Raw genomic sequence first — 14,346 nt, 5'->3', positions numbered from 1 at the left:
CCACGAACCCGACTGTGAGCCCTTGAGCGGTGATGGGGAAGTGGGTAGATGCCCTGCGACGGCGATGAGACGGGGGTGCGAAGCCTGCCCCCCCCCGCAGCACTAGCGATGCCAGGAGCCGATTCGGCGGCGTTCTCGCCGACGCAGCTGCCTGCTGCGCCTTCCCGTTCGGCCTGCCGAAATCGGCTCCCTGCAGCGCTGCCTATCACGCACCCTTGTCGGCGCGCCCTCCGAGCCGCTGTGCGACCCGCTCGGCGGCCTGCTGACCCGTGAGCACGGCGCCATTCATGGTTCCGGCCCACTCGCCGGCGGTTTCTACCCCAGCCCAGTGGATGCGCCCGTGAGGCTCCGTGAGGGCGCTGCCGTAACTGACGGATGCATAGGGGGCTACAGCAGGGTTCGGCCCTCCCGGGGCGAACGGTTCGGACGCCGGGCCCCAGCAGTGGTCCACGTAGTCGATGGGGGTGCTCGCCTGAGCGCCGTACAGCTCGACGAGCTGGTCGATCACCCGGCGACGTCGATCCGCCGAGTTGAAACCGTCGAATACGCGGGGGTCGCAGAAGGCCATCAGGACGCCCGGTCCGTTGTCATCGGGCGAAACGTCGAAGGTGATGAAAACGGTCCCGGTGTCGGTCAGTGCCTCACCCGAAAGCCCGCTGCTCCGCCAGAAGGGCTTCTCATAGGCGACGAACGCCTTGCTCAGCGTGCCCAGACGCCACGTCTTCGCGAGCCCTTCTGCCTTGTCAGGAAGGGCAGGCTCGAAGTCGATGTCGGCGCGGTGTGAGGGGGCGGCAGTGACGATGGCGTACTTGGCGTTGATCACTTTCGAGTCGGTGCTGACCGTGACGCCGCCGTCGTCCTGGGTGATTCGTCGAACAGGGGCACCGACGACAACCCTGTCGCCGAGTCGCTCGGCGAGCCTCACGGCGATCTCTTGAGTCGTTTCGGTGATTCGCTCCTCTTGCTGACCGTCCTCGACGCTGAGCATGTGCTCCACGCCCCCTGCAGCGCGAATGTAGCGCAACGCGTGCAGCAGAGAGACGTCCCCCGGGCTGCAGCCCCACTGCACCTTGGTGAGGATGGTCATCAGCGCCCGGGTGCTCGTCGTCGCCTGCTGCTGGTCGAGCCATTCTCCGAACGAGATCGCGTCGAGCTGCCCGGCGTCCGGGGATTCCCAGGCCGCATCGACGTTGATGGTCGAAGTCAGTTCCGCCACCGCCATCTGAATACGGGCCAGGTCTTCCAAGGCTTCAGGTGAGACCTCGGGGAAGGTGCCGGTGTAGGTGCTGCGCTGTCCGTCCATCCACAGGACGTTGTGGCCCTCGTCGAACTGACTGGTCGTGGTGCACCCCAACCGGCTCGCAAGGTCCCGGATGGCAGTGTGCCGCCGTGCGACCCACGTCGCCCCGAGGTCGACCTTGACTCCGGCCACTTCGCCCGAGAACGCTCGGCCTCCGACGCGGTCGCGACCTTCCACGACCAAGACCGACACGCCCAAGTTCACCAGCCGTTCCGCGGCGGTCAGGCCGGCGAAGCCGGCACCGACGATCACGACGTCGACTGCAGTTTTCTCGGTTCCGCCCTTTAGAGAGTTCGACATGATTTCCTCCTTCACTCACGCGGTCTGCGTATGGCGAGATGTATTGGGTGATTGGGTCAGTAAGAGATTCGAGAGTGCTATGTGCCGTGCCAGATATGGTGACTTGCCACGCCCGAATCGGCGATTTCTGCGCCAGTTTCCGACTCCTTCTTGGCTGCGATTCCGACGTTTCCACCGTCCCAATTGTGGAGTCCGACTGCAACAAAAAAGTGCACCTGTCTCGATCGGAGCGAGTGCACGATGCACCGGCTCCTGAGTTCGGGGCACCACCGGTTGACGAGCGATGTGACACGCCATACCCCACCATGCCCGAAGCCTGTGGCTTGATTCGAACAATTCGGCGATCGTGTTCGTGCTTGCCGCCCAGTCTCGTAATCGAACACCGGCTTCGGCTGCTTTCTGTTCTCTCGAAGGAAGTGAAACAGGGAAGCATCTCGGCTGGATAGGTAGTCATCGCATCCGAGTGGCTGCCCTGTCAGCGCGGAGTGGCCGAATATCCGGGGGGCGCTGACCTTCGGGCGGTGGTGGAGGCGGAGGCGGAATCGGCCGCGATGTGCCTGGTGATCCGGACTCCACCCCGCTGTGCTCAGGGGGTGAGTACGAGGCGGATCGGGTCTCCGATCTTCTTCTCCAGCCGGGCGACGGCGTCCGCGGCGTCGGCCAGGGGGACGTGGGCGCTGACGGAGGGGCCGAGGTCGATCCGTCCGGCGGCGGCCAGCCGGACGAGCTGTTCCACGTGCTCGGGTTCGGAGCCGTAGTGTCCGCGGATCTGCCGGACGTTGAAGCAGAAGTCGATGCTGTCGGCGACGGTGACCGGCTCCGGGGTGAGGCCGGCGAGGACCAGGACGCCGTTCGGGCCGAGCACGGTCGTGGCCTGGGCTCGGGCCACTCCGACGCCGGCGAAGTCGAAGGCAACGTCGATGCCCCCGCCTGCCGTGGCTTGGTGCACCGCTTCGGTGAAGTCTCCGGCTGTGGGGTCCAGCGCGTGGTCGGCGCCGAAAAGGAGGGCGCGCTCGCGGGCCGAGGCCAGCGGGTCGACGGCGATGACCGGGGCAGCTCCGGCCAGGCGGGCGAGCCGGATGCCGTGGGCGCCGAGACCGCCGGCTCCCCAGATGCCGACTGCCTGCGCGGGCCGGACCGCGCCGGTGTCGACGATCGCGGCGTACGGAGTGGAGACGGCGTCGGGGATGATCGCGGCCTGGTCGAACGGCAGGTGGTCCGGGATGGGGAGCAGCGTGTCCTGCCGGGCGAGGGCGTACTGCGCCCAGCCGCCGTCGTAGTCCACTCCTCGGGTCAGAGGCCGGCGGCAGGTCATGTGGCGCTGACAGTCGGCGCAGTCGCCGCACGCCTGACCGGCCTGTAGTACGACGCGCAGGCCGGGAGTCCAGTTGCCCTTGACGCCGGGGCCGACGGTGTGGACGACACCGGCCACCTCGTGACCGGGGGTGAGGGCACCGGAGTCCTTGACGGTGTCCACGGGGTAGAAGGGGCTCAGGCTGCCGTCGATCAGATGGATGTCGGACAGGCAGACGCCGGCGGCCCGCACTTCGACGAGGACTTCGCCCGGGCCGGGAACCGGGATGGGGACCTCTTCGACGGCGAAGGTGCGGGTGTCCAGGCGAAGCCGCCCGGCCAGCATGGTGTTCATGCGCAAACCTCGATGGGCTCGGGAAGAAGCGCACGCCTGCAGCCCAGACGCACGACATGGTCGCGTGACCATGTCGATTAACCGTGTCTGTTGACGAGGTCGCCTGTCAAGCTGCCGCCGCCGGACGTTCGTATCGGATCCCAGGTTCCCCAGTCGCCTGTGTCCTTCGATACAGTCACCTGACATGTTCGACCGACAAAGTCGTGTGTAGATTGGTTGGTGACCGCTGGAGAGAAACGAAAGGCACGCTCATGACTCAGGTGTCCGTAGGTGCGGCGCGGGCGATCCCCGAGCGCCCCCCGCTGCCCCTCGTAGGCCACGCGTTCAACCTTCCCGCAGGCGCGGACTTCCTGGCCTACCTGCTGAAGGAGTTCAGGGAGTTCGGGCCTGTGTACCGGCTGCGGGTCTTCGGGCGGGACACCGTCATGATCGGCGGCCTGGACCTCGTGACCGAACTGTCGGACGAGACCCGTTTCCGCAAGCACGTTCACGCCGACCTGGTCGAGGTTCGGGCCCTGGCCGGGGACGGCCTGTTCACCGCCTACAACCACGAACCGAACTGGCGCAAGGCCCACGACATCCTGATGCCCGCGTTCTCGCTCGGCGCGATGCGCAGCTACCACGCCCCCATGCTCAAGGTCGCCCGCTCACTGATCGACAAGTGGGACCGGCTCGCCGGGGTGCAATCGGTGGATGTCCCCGACGAGATGACTCGGCTGACCTTCGACACGATCGGTCTGTGCGGCTTCGGCTACGACTTCCAGTCCTTCCGGCGCAACGACCTGCACCCGTTCGTCGACGCGATGGCCCGGGCTCTCGTCTTCGCCCAGGAGAAGGGCGAGTCCATGCCGGGCTCCGAGTTCTTCAAGAGGAAGAAGGTCGAGCAGTTCCGGAGGGACGTCGACCTGATGACCGACCTCGTCGACGAGGTGATCAAGGAGCGCCGTGCCTCCGGCGACACCAGCACGGACGACCTGATGGGGCTGATGCTGCACACCGAGGACCCCGCCACCGGCGAGCTGCTGGACGACGTCAACATCCGCCACCAGGTGATCACCTTCCTGATCGCCGGCCACGAGACCACCAGCAGCGCGCTCTCCTTCGCCCTCTACTACCTCACCAAGCATCCGGAGGTGCTCGCCCGGGCCCAGGCCGAGGTGGACGCCTTGTGGGGTGACACCGACGACCCGGATCCCGGGTACGGCGACATCGGCAAGCTCACCTACATCCGCCAGGTGCTCAACGAGAGCCTGCGGCTGTGGCCGACGGCTCCCGCGTTCGCCGTCGAGCCGATCGAGGACACGGTCATCGGTGGCAAGTACCCCGTACGCAAGGGCGAGTCGCTGATGGTGATCACCTCGGCCCTTCACCGTGACGCGGCCTGGGGGGAGAACGTCGAGCTGTTCGATCCCGAGCGCTTCACCCCAGAGCGGGAGGCGACCCGCTCGGTCCACGCCTTCAAGCCGTTCGGCAACGGCGAGCGGGCCTGCATCGGCCGCCAGTTCGCGCTGCACGAGGCCACCCTGCTGCTGGGCCTGCTGGTGCACCGCTACCGACTGATCGACCACACCGACTACCAGCTGAAGATCAAGTCGACGCTGACCATCAAGCCCGACGAGTTCAGCCTCCGGCTCGCCCGCCGCACCAGCGACGAACGGCGCCTGCCCGCCGTGACGACGGCGGACCCCGCCGCGGGCCGGACCGCCACCGTGACGCGCCGTGCGAGCGGCACCGAGCTGACCCTGCTGCACGGATCCAACCTCGGCACCTGCGCCGGCATCGCCCGCGACCTCGGCGGCGACGGCGAGGAACACGGCTTCACCCCGTCCGTCGCCTCCCTCAACGAGTACACGGAAAGGCTGGCCGGTACCGAGGGCCCCGTCGTCATCGTCGCCGCTTCCTACAACGGTCGCCCCACCGACGACGCAGCCGAGTTCGTCGCCGCTCTGGAGAACCTCGCCCCCGGCTCGCTCGCCGGCCTGCGGTACGCCGTCCTCGGTGTCGGTGACCGCAACTGGGCTGCGACCTACCAGCGCATCCCCACCCTGATCGACGAGCGCCTGTCCGCCGCCGGCGCCGTCCCGCTTCTGGAGCGCGGCGCCGCCGACGCCTCAGGTGACTTCGGCGGAGTGGTCGACCAGTGGACGGCGGACCTGTGGACGGTCCTGCTGGACGAGTACGGCGCAGCGGTCGCCGGCGAAGCGGCAGGCACCGCACCGGAGGCGGAAGCAGAAGGGCTGTACGAGCTGGAGGACACCTCGGAGTCGGTCCTCGGCGGTCTCGCCGAGCGCCACGGCGTCCAGCCGATGGAGGTCCTCGAAGCGTACGAACTCGTCGACACCGACCACGAACTCGGACGCTCCAAGCGGTTCCTTCGGCTCCGTCTGCCCGAAGGCATCAGCTACCGCACCGCCGATCACCTGGCCGTCCTGCCCAGCAATCCCGAAGCCCTCGTCCAGCGTGTCGCCGACCGCTTCGGCCTCGACCTGGACCGCACGGTCCGGCTGCGCGCCCGCCGCCGGAGCCGGAGCGCGCTGCCCGTCGACCGGCCGCTGACCCTGCGCCGCCTGCTCACCGACTTCGTCGAGCTGCAGGACCCGGCAACCCAGGAGCAGGTCGCCGTGCTCGCCGAGCACACTTCCTGCCCGCCCGAGAAGCAGCCGCTCACCGTCTTCGCCACCGCCGATGCCGAGACCTTCCGCGAGCAGGTGACCGTCGCGGGGCTCAGCGTCCTGGACCTCGTGGAGCGCTACCGCGCGTGCGAACTGCCCTTCGAACGCTTCCTGGAGCTGCTGCCGGTGCTGCGCCCCCGGCACTACTCGATCTCGTCGTCCGCCGCGGCCCGGCCCGGCGAGGCCGACCTGATGGTGTCGCTCCTCGCGGCGCCCCACCGGTCGGGGGAGGGCACCTTCCGGGGCATCGCCTCGCACTTCCTTCAGACGGTGAACGCGGGCGATGTGATCCAGGCCCGGGTCCTGCCGTGCAGCGAGTCCTTCCGCCTCCCCGAAGACACCTCCGTACCGGTGATCCTGATCAGCGCGGGCACCGGCCTCGCGCCCTTCCGCGGCGCGGTCCTCGATCGCCATCACGCCGGCTCGACCGGCACCCTGCTCTGCTACTTCGGCTGCGACCATCCCGACGTGGACTTCCTCCACCGGGAGGAGTTCGAGGCGGCCGAGGCGGCCGGCGCCGTCAGCGTGCGCCCCACCTTCATGCACGCGCCCGAGAACGGCGCCCGCTTCGTCCAGGAGCGCATCGCCCGCGAGAGCGAGGAGGTGTGGTCGGTGCTGGAGTCCGACGGACGCGTCTACATCTGCGGCGACGGCCGCCGTATGGCACCGGCCGTACGGGAAGCGTTCATGGCGCTCTATCGTGCACGGACCGGGGCGAGCGATGAGCAGGCCGTGGCGTGGCTCGCGGCGCTCGTCGAGTCAGGGCGCTACGTCGAGGACGTCTGGGCCGGCTGAGTCTCACGAGTAGGCAGAGACGGTGGGGGCGCACCTTCCAGGTGCGCCCCCACCGTCTTCTCGTCGTGTCAGTCCGTCGGCACATCGGGGAGGTCGAGGCTCCCCTTGGCCAGCGCCACGGTCGCGGCGACGAGTGCACTGAGGCCCGTCCGCTCCGTGGCCTCGTCCGGCACACTCAGCAGGACCTGCATGGTGAGTCCGTCGAAGCCGGAGAGGAAGAACCGAGCCACCGTTTCCGGGGACTCGGCCAGTTTCTGTCCCGTCCTGTCCGCGGTTTCGGCGATCACCTGTGCGGTCACCTCGATGACCCGCTGGTAATGGCTCTGCCGGGCCTCGTTGAGCCCGGGCACACGCAGGGCGAACATGGTCAGTTCAGTGAGCAGCTGCTGGTGCGACGTCGGCTCGCGCACGGTGCCCCACAAGGCCCCCGCCAGGGCGCTGAAGGTCTTCTCGAAGCCCGCGTCCTCCGGCGCCGCCCGCTGCACCTGTGCGACCAGCTCGTCGGTGATCTGGTCCATCACCGCCCGGTAGAGATCCTCCTTAGTGCCGAAGGTGTAGTGGACGGTGGCCTGTGCGACGCCGAGCTCCGCGGCGATGGCACGGGTGCTTCCCGCGGCGACGCCCTCCCGGGTCATGAGGTCGATGGCCGCCTTGATCAACTGGGGGCGGCGCTCCGCCGCGGAAACATGAGCCATACAGTCCAGTGTATCGACTTAGTCGATCGATCAAGTCGGTCCGATCGAGGACTGTGTCACTAGCCAGGCACACGCCCTGGTCGCGTGCGCCTCACCCTTGAGGACCGAGCGGCGTTTCGTTCGCTCGGTGATCGGACCCGCTGTCCGCGGGGAGAGCCTGTTCGGCCCAGATGACTTTCCCCTCACGACTGTGACGTGCGCCCCAGTGATCGGTGAGCTGGGCCACCAGCAGCAGGCCCCGGCCGCCTTCGTCGAAGATCCGGGCGCGGCGCAGATGCGGGGCCGTGCTACTGGCGTCGGAGACCTCGCAGGTGAGCGTCGACTGGAGGATCAGTCGCAGCTGGATGGGGCTCTTGCCGTAGCGGATCGCGTTCGTCACCAGTTCGCTGACGGCCAGCTCGGTGGTGAACGACATCTCCTCCAGCCCCCAGGCCGCCAGTACGTCGGACGCGAAGCGGCGGGCTCCGGATACGGCTGCTGGATCGGACGGCAGGTTGATCGCTGCGACATGGTCGGGATCGAGGGCTCGGGTCCGGGCAACCAGCAGGGCGACGTCATCGGCGGGTCGGCTGGGCAACAGTGCGGCCACCAGATGGTCGCAGGTCTCCTCCAGCGACTCCGGCGCCGAGGCGAGGACATCGTGCAGTGTGGTGAGTGCGACATCCACGTCACGCGTGCGGTCGGCGATCAGCCCATCGGTGTGCAGGACCAGCAGGCTGCCCTCCTCCAATTGGAACTCGGTCGTCTCGAATGGAAGTCCGCCCAGGCCGAGGGGCGGACCGACCGACACCTCGGACAGCTCGACCACGCTGGCGGTCCGGGCCTCGCCGGTGGTCGAGGGGGTCACCACGGTAGGCGGGACATGGCCGGCACTGGCGACGGAGCACAGACGGGAGACGGGGTCGTAGATCGCGTACAGGCAGGTGGCGCTGGTCTCTCCCTCGTCCCGTGACTCCTCGCGCTGCATCCGGATGACCACGTCGTCCAGATGCGTGAGCAGCTCATCGGGCATGAGGTCGATATCGGCGAAGGCGCGGACGGCTGTGCGGAGTCGGCCCATGGTGGCGGCGGCGTGCAGGCCGCGTCCGACCACGTCGCCGACGACGAGCGCGACGCGTGCCCCGGACAGCGGAATCACGTCGTACCAGTCACCGCCCACACCAGCGCGGGATCCGGCGGGCAGGTATCGCGAGGCCGCTTCGACGGCCGACTGTTTCACCGTGTGTCGCGGCAGCAGGGTTCGCTGGAGAGCGAGCGCGGTGGAGCGCTCACGGGTGTACCGGCGGGCGTTGTCGATGGAAACCGCTGTCCTGGAGACGATCTCCTGCGCCAGCAGGAGGTCGTCGTCGTCGAAGGGGACCGAGGTGCGGTGGCGTGAGAACTGCACCAGGCCCAGTGTTTCCCCACGGGCGTGCAGCGCTACGAGGAGAACCGAGTGGAGGCCGAGGGCGCTCAATGCCTGACTGTGGGACTCGGACGGGGCCATCCACATGGGCACCTCGGTCCTTCCGATGTGGTGCAGGACGGATCGTCCGGTGGCCAGTGTGCGAGCCGGTTCCGAGTCGTCGGGGTAGGAGTGGGCCTCACCGATGCGGAGCAGGGACTCCGGACAGCCGTCGAGGACGGAGCGCTGGGCGACTCGGCGCTGCGTCGGGGCTTCCGGTGAACCCGTGCCCGTTTCGTCGAGGGCGGAGTCGAAGAGGTCGACGGTGACGAGATCGGCGAATTCCTCGGTGCACACCTCCGTCAACTCCTGTGCGGTGCGGGTGACGTCGAGCGTGGTCCCGATCCGCTTGCTCGCCCTGTTGGTGAGGGCGAGTCGGCGCTGGAGGAGATGGTCGCGCTCCTCCTGGTAGGCGGCGACGACCTCCTCCGAGGATCGGTCCACGTAGTCGAAGCCGATCGTGATCAGCCTCATCGCGGCCAGGTGGATCATGTGCCAGTCGCTGGTGAGGCGGGGAGCTTCGGCCTGGACCATTTCGAGCAGGCTGAGGTGGCCGAGCCGGTAGCCACGCAGGAGTCTGCTCACCGGGATCCCTCGCCGGGCGTAGAGACGACCTACTTCCAAGACGACCGAAGGCGCCTTCGACGCGCTCACGTCAGGTTGGTGCTCCAGGAGATCCAGAATGGTGGTGACGTGCTGGGCCGTCTCCTCCAAGGTCAGAGCCGCGATCTCCCTCTCCTCCCGCAGTTCGGGGAGTTCGCCGTTCAGGTGCTGGAGCAGCAGGCCGGCCAGCTTCTCCACCTGTGTCCTGAGATGGCGGGCCAGCTGGCCAAGGAACGCATCGACGTCGGTTCCCATAGTGTGAATGTACGGGAAGCCCATGGCGTACGCCCCTCGTGCAGCGGGGGCCAGCCCCTCAGCTGTCTCGCGCCGGGGATCGACGCGCTCGACTGACCGGCTCACCCGTACGGGCGTCCGGGACGCACTCGGCCAGGGGTGCTAAGTCAGGCTGGTGAGGCAGAACGGCTCAGCACCCTTCAGGAGAAGGTCATAGGCAGGACACGAAAGGCACGGTCGCGGGCCGGGCTGGCAGCCCGGCTGCTCGCGCGGTGCGCCGTGGTGGCGGCAACCGCCGCCGTGGTAGTGCTGCTGCTCGCGCTGGGCGGGGGCGGACTGCTCGTGGTCATGGCCGGGATCCTCGGGCTCGTGGTCTGCGCCGCAGGCATCTGGTGGCTCGTGGCCCGGCGCGGTCTCGTGCGGCTGCTCGGCGCGTTCCTGGCCGTCGCGGCGCCGGCCGGAGTGCTCGTGTTCTACGCGCGGAGCGGTCTGTGGCTGATCGCGTTGATCTCCAGCCTGTGCTGGGCGACGGCGGTGACCTGCGGCCGCACGGCGCTGCACCGAGCGCGGCCACCCCGGTCGCAGCGGCCCGTACGCGCACGTCCGCCGAGGCGGGCGGTGCTGATCATGAATCCGAAGTCGGGCGGTGGCAAGGTCACCCGCTTCGACCTCGTGAAGCGGGCGGAGCGACTGGGCGCGCGGGTGATCCTGCTGGACCCGTCCGCCCCGGTCGACGTGGGCGGACTGGCCCGAGAGGCTGTAGAAGACGGTGCCGACCTGCTCGGTGTCGCCGGTGGCGACGGTACTCAGGCACTGGTCGCGGCCGTCGCCGCCGAACACGGACTGCCGTTCCTCGTGATCTCCGCGGGCACTCGCAATCACTTCGCCATGGATCTCGGCCTCGACCGCGCCGACCCGGCCCGCTGCCTCGATGCCTTGACCGACGGCGAGGAGATCCGGGTCGATCTCGGCGACGTCTCCGGCCGTCCCTTCGTCAACACGGTGTCCTTCGGCGTGTACGCGGACATCGTGCAGAGCCCCGAATACCGCGACGACAAGACGGGCACCGCACTGAAGCTCATGCCGGACCTCCTGGCCAGGGAGGGCGCGCGACGGATCGACGCGTGGGCGGACGGTACCCGGTTTGCGGACCAGCAGGCGCTGTTGATCAGCAACAACCCGTACGTCTCGCCGGACGAGCTGAGCGGCGGCGGGCGCCGGCCCGTGCTCGACGACGGGGAGCTGGGTGTGATCGGGATCAGCGTGGCGAACGCGGCCCAGGCGGCACAGCTGGCCCTGTGGGGCTCACAGGCGCCGGGGCTCACCGTGACGACCGCGCGGCGGGTCGAGGTAACGGCCGGGGGCCCGCAGTCCCCGCAGACGGGGGGCGGCGAGGAGGCGCAGATTCCGGTGGCGGTCGACGGGGAGGCGCTGTGGCTGCGCACACCGGTCGTGTGCTCGGTACGGCCCCGCGCGCTACGGGTGCTGCTGCCACGCGACCGCCCCGGCGCACCGCCACCGGCGCCCCCCGTCGACTGGCGGAAACTGCTCGCCCTCGCGTGCGGTCCCGTCGAGCGCACAGCATCAGGCGAGAGCCGCACCTGACCACAGCACGGTCTCTGCCTTCCTCGGTGAGACCCGTGCCTCGCTGCGACACCGTGCAAGCCCCTCGGGCCCGTCCGTTCCACCGGCAGAGGGTGCCGACCAGGGCGCGTGAGTCGATCGGGTCAGCTCTCAGAGACCGAGGTAGTCGCCCAGGTCGGCGTAGTCGACCTGCCACAGGCCGGGAGAGCCCGTCGGGTACTGGGACCGGAACCCGAGTATGCGCTGGACACGCGGCGAGAGCGTTTTTGCGACCTCCATGTCGACCAAGAAGGGGTACGCCTCCTCGCCGGTGAGGAAGCCCGGATTGAGGGCGAAGGCCACGGCCCGCCGGTACTCGTCGCTGGTCTGGTTCGCGCCGCCACCGTGCGCGGTCTTGCCGCTGAACAGAAGGGCGTCTCCGGCGTTCATGATCGCGGGAACCGTCTGCTCAGGAGTCCCGCGGTCCTCGAAGTCGCTCCAGTGGTTGCTCCCGGGGATGACTCGGGTGGCGCCGTTCTCCTCCGTGAAGTCGGTCAGGGCGATCAGGAAGTTGAGGGTGACCTCCGGACCGTCGGGCCCCATCCCGATGAAAGGGAACCAGTTCTCCAGGTCCCGGTGCAGCATCTGCGCCTGGCTGCGCGGGCCGATCTCGATCACCTGCGCGGTGGTCATCCAGTACGTGCCCGACTCCGGGAGGAAGGTCCGGTCGCAGACCTCGTGGACCAGGGAGCGATCGAGGATCTCGTTGCGGAACGTGGCGCTGTGCGTGACCAGGTTGGTGAGTCGCTTGGTGTTGCTGCCGTGGAACGCGGCCACCATTTCGTTCTCGTGGGTCGAGCCCGGGCGGAGCGCCTGCATCGGCGGCTCGATCTCGGCGTTGAAGCGGTTCATCTGCTCGCTCGTCAGGAAGTTCTTGACGATGACGCCTCCGTCGCGGGTCAGGAGATTGAGGATCTCGTCCGTCGGCGTGTCGGTCTCCACCGACGTCAGGGTCTGTGTCGTCATGTGCCTTCTCTCCCTCAACGTCCTTGCTGTTCCTGTGGCTGGTGGCGCTACTTTCGCCAGCCACGACCGCCGGCGAGAACGACAGCGAGCACCGGCCTTGCTCGGGCCCGGTGCACGATGCACACGCCGGTCGCACCGCCGCTCTCCCACGGTTGTCGGGTAAGTCAGGGCCTGTCACTGACTCCGTGCCTCCCTCAACGCCGTGCGCCGGGTTCGTGCGGCCCCCTCCCACGGTCGCGCGCTGCCGAGCCATCCGAGGAGGAAGGCTGCCGGGACGGAGATCAGCCCGGGGGTGTGAAGCGGGATCAGGTTGAAGTCCTGCTCCGGCAACAGCGCGTACTTCGTCCCGGACACCGCGGGGGAGGCAAGGGTCAGGAGTGTGCAGATGGACAGCCCTCCGTAGACGAGCCACAGCAGCCCTCGGCGGTTGAAGCCGGTCCACAGGAAGGAGTAGACGAGTGCGGGGAACACACAGGTGGCCGCGAGACTCAGCGAGAAGGCGAGGAGGAATTCAATGGGGTAGCGGTACAGGGCGGTGGCGAGGAGAAGGCTGACGGCACAGAGCGCGACAACGGACAGTCGCGTGATGGCCAGCTCTCCGATGCCGATCCTGGAGCGGCCCTTCCGCCCGAACAGGTCGCGGGCCACGGAGACGGCGGCGGCGAAGGTCACGCTCGCCACGGCTGTGAGGACGGCGAGGAAGGCGACACAGGCCACGAGGACGATGACCACGATCCGGCCCGTGGAGTGGTGGGGGAGGACCTCCCATGCCAGGAGGATCGGGGCTCCCTGTCCCTTCACGTCGACGACCCCGATCTGTCCGCTGCCCACCACCGCGGCAGCGGCGACACCCGCCGTGATCAGGAGCAGGTAGAAAAGGCCGGTCAGCCCTACGGCGACGCTCAATGAGCGTCGCGCGGCGGACGCGTCCCGACTGGCGCTGACGCGCAGGAGCAGGTGAGGCATCATCGCGGTGCCGAGGACGACGACGATGTGGTCGCTGATCGTGCCGAGCGGACCGAAGTCGGCGGTGTGCGCCCACAGCCCGGGGCTGAGGTAGTCGTCCGGCGACATGCTCTTGTCCATGGCGGCCGACAACAGCGATTCAGGACTCCAGTCGAACAGGCGGAGCGCCAGCAGGGTCAATGCGGCGAGCGTCGCCAGGGCTATGGGCACCTTGGCGACCTGTATGAAACCGGTGCCGCGCAGATCGGCCACTCCTGCGAAGCATGTGATGAGGAATCCCATCAGTACCGTGCACACCACCTGAGCCGTCTCGGTCGGCATGCCGATCAGAAGAGCGGCGGTGATGCCGCCGGCACGCAGTTGGACCATGAGCAGGGGTACGGCGATGCACAGCGTCACCACCGCACCGGCGATCCGCGTTCCCGGCCCTTCAGCACGCAGGGCGAACAGCTCACCGAGGGTGTAGCGGCGGGTCGCGCGAATCCTGGAGGCGAGGAGCAGGAAGACACCGAGTGCGAGGGCACTGTCGACGGCGGTCGAGACACCGTCGTAGCCGAAGAGGGCGATCGCTCCCGGCAACGAGACCAGGATGACGACCGTGATCTGTTCCCCCGCCATCGCGACGCCGTTGAAGACGGGCGGGAGAGACCGGCCGGCGACGTAGAGGCGTTCCGGATCATCGTCCTGAGTGGCGAGGGTGAAGACCCACAGGAGGCAGAGGCCGATGAAGACGAAGAAGGCGATGATCACCGCGCCCCTCGCGGCAGAGCCGATGAGGTCGGGCGAGCCGACGCTCAGGAGGAACGTCGTCACCACGTGCCCCCGACCGAACGAGAGGCAGCGGTCGTCGCCGGGGCCGGCTCGCACGAGGACGCGGCCCGGCTCTCGTACCACCACGTCCCGCCGACGAGGACGACGAGCTGCGAGAGCGCCCACGCCATGCCGAGGGTGAGACGTCCGTACACGGAGACCTCCCCGAGGGATGTGGAGCAGGAGAGCAGGACACCTACGGCGAGCGGCACGGCGTTGACAGTGACCAGCATCTGTGTGTCACGGGGAGAATGCCGGGAGGAAGCGGAGGGCACGAGATCTCTCTCTGA

Annotated in this window: 9 protein-coding genes; 2 read left to right on the top strand and 7 right to left on the bottom strand. The window is 68.4% G+C overall.

All coding sequences use genetic code 11. The features are described from left to right. Nucleotides 1-205: 205 nt before the first annotated feature. A complete protein-coding gene (locus tag ACIBCJ_RS14860; RefSeq protein ID WP_365978221.1) occupies nucleotides 206-1,600 on the bottom strand; it encodes a flavin monoamine oxidase family protein in 1,395 nt (464 codons plus the stop codon). A 586-nt stretch (nucleotides 1,601-2,186) separates the two neighbouring features. Then, nucleotides 2,187-3,248: a zinc-binding dehydrogenase gene (locus ACIBCJ_RS14855; protein WP_365978220.1), complete on the bottom strand. Its 1,062-nt coding sequence runs from the start codon at nucleotides 3,246-3,248 to the stop codon at nucleotides 2,187-2,189. A 251-nt stretch (nucleotides 3,249-3,499) separates the two neighbouring features. Between ACIBCJ_RS14855 and ACIBCJ_RS14850 the strand changes: the two genes are divergently transcribed. After that, nucleotides 3,500-6,715 carry a cytochrome P450 gene (locus tag ACIBCJ_RS14850; protein WP_365978219.1) on the top strand — a complete coding sequence of 1,072 codons (3,216 nt, stop codon included), beginning with the start codon at nucleotides 3,500-3,502 and terminating at the stop codon, nucleotides 6,713-6,715. A 68-nt stretch (nucleotides 6,716-6,783) separates the two neighbouring features. Here ACIBCJ_RS14850 and ACIBCJ_RS14845 read toward each other — a convergent pair whose 3' ends face one another. After that, nucleotides 6,784-7,410: a TetR/AcrR family transcriptional regulator gene (locus tag ACIBCJ_RS14845; RefSeq protein WP_127436086.1), complete on the bottom strand. Its 627-nt coding sequence runs from the start codon at nucleotides 7,408-7,410 to the stop codon at nucleotides 6,784-6,786. 91 nt (nucleotides 7,411-7,501) lie between these two features. Continuing rightward, nucleotides 7,502-9,736, bottom strand: a complete 2,235-nt coding sequence (locus ACIBCJ_RS14840; RefSeq protein ID WP_399282491.1) for a SpoIIE family protein phosphatase — start codon at nucleotides 9,734-9,736, stop codon at nucleotides 7,502-7,504. Between the two features lie 237 nt (nucleotides 9,737-9,973). Between ACIBCJ_RS14840 and ACIBCJ_RS14835 the strand changes: the two genes are divergently transcribed. Further along, a complete protein-coding gene (locus ACIBCJ_RS14835) occupies nucleotides 9,974-11,296 on the top strand; it encodes a diacylglycerol kinase family protein (RefSeq protein ID WP_362093342.1) in 1,323 nt (440 codons plus the stop codon). Between the two features lie 129 nt (nucleotides 11,297-11,425). Here ACIBCJ_RS14835 and ACIBCJ_RS14830 read toward each other — a convergent pair whose 3' ends face one another. The 3 genes from ACIBCJ_RS14830 to ACIBCJ_RS14820 all read right to left on the bottom strand — a co-directional run bounded on the left by ACIBCJ_RS14830 (nucleotide 11,426) and on the right by ACIBCJ_RS14820 (nucleotide 14,289). Continuing rightward, nucleotides 11,426-12,280 carry a phytanoyl-CoA dioxygenase family protein gene (locus tag ACIBCJ_RS14830; protein ID WP_365978217.1) on the bottom strand — a complete coding sequence of 285 codons (855 nt, stop codon included), beginning with the start codon at nucleotides 12,278-12,280 and terminating at the stop codon, nucleotides 11,426-11,428. Between the two features lie 174 nt (nucleotides 12,281-12,454). Next, nucleotides 12,455-14,059: a transporter gene (locus tag ACIBCJ_RS14825; protein ID WP_362093347.1), complete on the bottom strand. Its 1,605-nt coding sequence runs from the start codon at nucleotides 14,057-14,059 to the stop codon at nucleotides 12,455-12,457. Next, nucleotides 14,056-14,289 carry a hypothetical protein gene (locus ACIBCJ_RS14820; protein WP_362093350.1) on the bottom strand — a complete coding sequence of 78 codons (234 nt, stop codon included), beginning with the start codon at nucleotides 14,287-14,289 and terminating at the stop codon, nucleotides 14,056-14,058. Before ACIBCJ_RS14820 ends, ACIBCJ_RS14825 begins: the two co-directional genes overlap by 4 nt. Nucleotides 14,290-14,346: the final 57 nt, after the last annotated feature.

Source organism: Streptomyces sp. NPDC051136, assembly GCF_044455745.1.
GTDB lineage: Bacteria > Actinomycetota > Actinomycetes > Streptomycetales > Streptomycetaceae > Streptomyces.
This window is presented reverse-complemented; position numbering and strand designations above follow the sequence as displayed.

Bases quoted from the DNA above. Each gene is read 5' to 3' on its own strand.
- ACIBCJ_RS14830 (WP_365978217.1), bottom strand. From the start codon at position 12,280: ATGACGACACAGACCCTGACGTCGGTGGAGACCGACACGCCGACGGAC.
- ACIBCJ_RS14820 (WP_362093350.1), bottom strand. From the start codon at position 14,289: ATGCTGGTCACTGTCAACGCCGTGCCGCTCGCCGTAGGTGTCCTGCTC.
- ACIBCJ_RS14860 (WP_365978221.1), bottom strand. From the start codon at position 1,600: ATGTCGAACTCTCTAAAGGGCGGAACCGAGAAAACTGCAGTCGACGTC.
- ACIBCJ_RS14850 (WP_365978219.1), top strand. From the start codon at position 3,500: ATGACTCAGGTGTCCGTAGGTGCGGCGCGGGCGATCCCCGAGCGCCCC.
- ACIBCJ_RS14855 (WP_365978220.1), bottom strand. From the start codon at position 3,248: ATGAACACCATGCTGGCCGGGCGGCTTCGCCTGGACACCCGCACCTTC.
- ACIBCJ_RS14840 (WP_399282491.1), bottom strand. From the start codon at position 9,736: ATGGGCTTCCCGTACATTCACACTATGGGAACCGACGTCGATGCGTTC.
- ACIBCJ_RS14845 (WP_127436086.1), bottom strand. From the start codon at position 7,410: ATGGCTCATGTTTCCGCGGCGGAGCGCCGCCCCCAGTTGATCAAGGCG.